The following is a 3,126-nucleotide window of genomic DNA, read 5'->3' as shown; positions in this document are numbered from 1 at the left end:
TTTCGTCTTCACACACCGCAATCTGGTGCCCTTTCAGGTCAGCAAATTGCTTGGGTGTTATATGGTCAAGCCTCACGGGCAATTAGTATTGGTTAGCTCAACGCCTCACAGCGCTTACACACCCAACCTATCAACGTCGTAGTCTTCGACGGCCCTTCAGGGGACTCAAGGTCCCAGTGAGATCTCATCTTGAGGCTAGTTTCCCGCTTAGATGCTTTCAGCGGTTATCTATTCCGAACATAGCTACCCGGCAATGCCACTGGCGTGACAACCGGAACACCAGAGGTTCGTCCACTCCGGTCCTCTCGTACTAGGAGCAGCCCCTCTCAAATCTCAAACGTCCACGGCAGATAGGGACCGAACTGTCTCACGACGTTCTAAACCCAGCTCGCGTACCACTTTAAATGGCGAACAGCCATACCCTTGGGACCGGCTTCAGCCCCAGGATGTGATGAGCCGACATCGAGGTGCCAAACACCGCCGTCGATATGAACTCTTGGGCGGTATCAGCCTGTTATCCCCGGAGTACCTTTTATCCGTTGAGCGATGGCCCTTCCATACAGAACCACCGGATCACTAAGACCTACTTTCGTACCTGCTCGACGTGTCTGTCTCGCAGTCAAGCGCGCTTTTGCCTTTATACTCTACGACCGATTTCCGACCGGTCTGAGCGCACCTTCGTACTCCTCCGTTACTCTTTAGGAGGAGACCGCCCCAGTCAAACTACCCACCATACACTGTCCTCGATCCGGATAACGGACCTGAGTTAGAACCTCAAAGTTGCCAGGGTGGTATTTCAAGGTTGGCTCCACGCGAACTGGCGTCCACGCTTCAAAGCCTCCCACCTATCCTACACAAGCAAATTCAAAGTCCAGTGCAAAGCTATAGTAAAGGTTCACGGGGTCTTTCCGTCTAGCCGCGGATACACTGCATCTTCACAGCGATTTCAATTTCACTGAGTCTCGGGTGGAGACAGCGCCGCCATCGTTACGCCATTCGTGCAGGTCGGAACTTACCCGACAAGGAATTTCGCTACCTTAGGACCGTTATAGTTACGGCCGCCGTTTACCGGGGCTTCGATCAAGAGCTTCGCGTTAGCTAACCCCATCAATTAACCTTCCGGCACCGGGCAGGCGTCACACCCTATACGTCCACTTTCGTGTTTGCAGAGTGCTGTGTTTTTAATAAACAGTCGCAGCGGCCTGGTATCTTCGACCGGCATGGGCTTACGCAGTAAATGCTTCACCCTCACCGGCGCACCTTCTCCCGAAGTTACGGTGCCATTTTGCCTAGTTCCTTCACCCGAGTTCTCTCAAGCGCCTTGGTATTCTCTACCCAACCACCTGTGTCGGTTTGGGGTACGGTTCCTGGTTACCTGAAGCTTAGAAGCTTTTCTTGGAAGCATGGCATCAACCACTTCGTGTTCTAAAAGAACACTCGTCATCAGCTCTCGGCCTTAGAATCCCGGATTTACCTAAGATTCCAGCCTACCACCTTAAACTTGGACAACCAACGCCAAGCTGGCCTAGCCTTCTCCGTCCCTCCATCGCAATAACCAGAAGTACAGGAATATTAACCTGTTTTCCATCGACTACGCTTTTCAGCCTCGCCTTAGGGACCGACTAACCCTGCGTCGATTAACGTTGCGCAGGAAACCTTGGTCTTTCGGCGTGGGTGTTTTTCACACCCATTGTCGTTACTCATGTCAGCATTCGCACTTCTGATACCTCCAGCAAGCTTCTCAACTCACCTTCACAGGCTTACAGAACGCTCCTCTACCGCATCACCTAAGTGATACCCGTAGCTTCGGTGTATGGTTTGAGCCCCGTTACATCTTCCGCGCAGGCCGACTCGACTAGTGAGCTATTACGCTTTCTTTAAAGGGTGGCTGCTTCTAAGCCAACCTCCTAGCTGTCTAAGCCTTCCCACATCGTTTCCCACTTAACCATAACTTTGGGACCTTAGCTGACGGTCTGGGTTGTTTCCCTTTTCACGACGGACGTTAGCACCCGCCGTGTGTCTCCCATGCTCGGCACTTGTAGGTATTCGGAGTTTGCATCGGTTTGGTAAGTCGGGATGACCCCCTAGCCGAAACAGTGCTCTACCCCCTACAGTGATACATGAGGCGCTACCTAAATAGCTTTCGAGGAGAACCAGCTATCTCCGAGCTTGATTAGCCTTTCACTCCGATCCACAGGTCATCCGCTAACTTTTCAACGGTAGTCGGTTCGGTCCTCCAGTTAGTGTTACCCAACCTTCAACCTGCCCATGGATAGATCGCCCGGTTTCGGGTCTATTCCCAGCGACTAGACGCCCTATTAAGACTCGCTTTCGCTACGCCTCCCCTATTCGGTTAAGCTCGCCACTGAAAATAAGTCGCTGACCCATTATACAAAAGGTACGCAGTCACCCAACAAAGTGGGCTCCCACTGCTTGTACGCATACGGTTTCAGGATCTATTTCACTCCCCTCTCCGGGGTTCTTTTCGCCTTTCCCTCACGGTACTAGTTCACTATCGGTCAGTCAGTAGTATTTAGCCTTGGAGGATGGTCCCCCCATATTCAGACAAAGTTTCTCGTGCTCCGTCCTACTCGATTTCATGACTAAGAGATTTTCGCGTACAGGGCTATCACCCACTATGGCCGCACTTTCCAGAGCGTTCCGCTAATCTCAAAGCCACTTAAGGGCTAGTCCCCGTTCGCTCGCCACTACTAAGGGAATCTCGGTTGATTTCTTTTCCTCAGGGTACTTAGATGTTTCAGTTCCCCTGGTTCGCCTCTTAAGCCTATGTATTCAGCTTAAGATAACCATCTTATGATGGCTGGGTTCCCCCATTCAGACATCTCCGGATCAAAGTCTGTTTGCCGACTCCCCGAAGCTTTTCGCAGGCTACCACGTCTTTCATCGCCTCTGACTGCCAAGGCATCCACCGTATGCGCTTCTTCACTTGACCATATAACCCCAAGCAATCTGGTTATACTGTGAAGACGACATTCGCCGAAAATTCGATAATACTCAATTAAGAGCAACTCACAAATTTTACCTTAGCCTGATCCGTTACCAGTGAAAGTAACGTTCAGTCTATCTTTCTATCACATACCCAAATTTTTAAAGAACGATCTAATC

The 3,126-nt window shown here is 51.0% G+C and carries 1 rRNA gene; it reads right to left on the bottom strand.

Features of this window, described 5'->3' with window-relative positions:
* Nucleotides 1–61: 61 nt before the first annotated feature.
* Nucleotides 62–2,953 (bottom strand): 23S ribosomal RNA (locus FBY01_RS31395).
* Nucleotides 2,954–3,126 lie beyond the last annotated feature (173 nt).

Source organism: Pseudomonas sp. SJZ077 (assembly GCF_007993905.1).
GTDB classification, from domain to species: Bacteria; Pseudomonadota; Gammaproteobacteria; order Pseudomonadales; family Pseudomonadaceae; genus Aquipseudomonas; species Aquipseudomonas mandelii.
Note: the sequence above shows the minus strand (reverse complement) of the source record. Positions and strands in the feature narration are given on the sequence as shown.